Source organism: Priestia endophytica (assembly GCF_026790145.1).
Taxonomy (GTDB): Bacteria; Bacillota; Bacilli; order Bacillales; family Bacillaceae_H; genus Bacillus_I; species Bacillus_I endophytica_A.
The window spans coordinates 1-1,129 of the sequence record NZ_JALAMS010000086.1 but is presented as its reverse complement, the minus strand read 5'-3'; the positions used below and the strand labels follow the sequence as shown (position 1 = coordinate 1,129).

General features: G+C 35.1%; 2 protein-coding genes. Both read right to left on the bottom strand.

What is annotated here, in order from left to right:
- Nucleotides 1-311 (bottom strand): DinB family protein (locus tag MOC86_RS27250; protein WP_326847772.1); only part of this gene is annotated, 311 nt, incomplete at its 3' end.
- A 146-nt stretch (nt 312-457) separates the two neighbouring features.
- On the bottom strand, nt 458-967 hold the full coding sequence (locus MOC86_RS27245) for a GNAT family N-acetyltransferase (RefSeq protein ID WP_268587009.1): 510 nt from the start codon (nt 965-967) through the stop codon (nt 458-460).
- Nucleotides 968-1,129: the final 162 nt, after the last annotated feature.

Below are 1,129 nucleotides of genomic sequence, written 5' to 3'. Positions count from 1 at the left end.
CGATCGAGAAACGCTTTGTACCGTTCAGATAAATCGAAAAACATCGTTTCTACTTCCTCGATTCTTTTCTTTTCCATCTGTTCTTTCAATCGATCAGCCAACGCATATACTTCATCAAATTTTTTACCGGAAATAATGTCTAACCATAGGTTATCGACGACATAAATATGCGCCATCACCTCTGATATAGAAGGAAAAACGCTCTGAATTTCCTTTTCGTAAATGTCCTCGGAAAGTTCTTTTAATCGGTCGAAAATTTTTTGGTTTGCCCATACATGGTAGTCGTATAATTTTAATGAGTGATGTGTCATTTGAAATCCCCCCTATTTCACTATTCATTATCGACATAATATAAGGTATCAGTAGTCAACTTAACTATAATTCTATAAAAATACCCTCCAGACCTTTTGCCTAAAGGAGTTTCTTGTTTACGTAATGTTGATTATCGGAAATTTCTTTATGAATCTAAGAATAAACTCATGTTAATCATATCCGCATATTTATCTTTACTAAACATAACTTGATTTTTTAAACGACCTTCCTCTTGAAACCCTACCTTCTTATATAGACCAATAGCAGGATCATTTCCTTCAATAACTTGTAAGCATAGCTTTTTAATTGATTCTTGACCTTTAGCCCAAATAATTAAGGATTGAAGTAACTGTCTCCCAATACCCTTTCCCCTGTATGGTTCCTGAATACCTATTGCTAATTCCCCTGTATGGGAGTTTCTTTTCTTCTTACCACGGATAAATAATAAATCCCCAATGATTTCCCCTTCATTTTCAGCTATTAAAATAAGGTTGCCTTGCTTTTGCATATTTTTAATCCACTGTTTCTGAGAATCTTCAGACGCCTGGAACTCCTCCCGAGTAGTAAGAGTAAATGTACTGTTTTCTAAGACAGACTCTGCATGTTTAATCAGTCCTTTTGCATCCTCTAGCTTAATTTCGCGAATTTGTACCACTGATATTTGCTCCCCCCATCAGGCAATTTTTTATAAATATCTATACATCGATATTATCATTTAAAAAGAATAATTTTGAAAAAACATTATGATATGTTATTTGAATCTAGTTTAGTCGGGTAAGCAGGGGGCATCGCTGCCCCCAACTCCCCTAAGAACCGT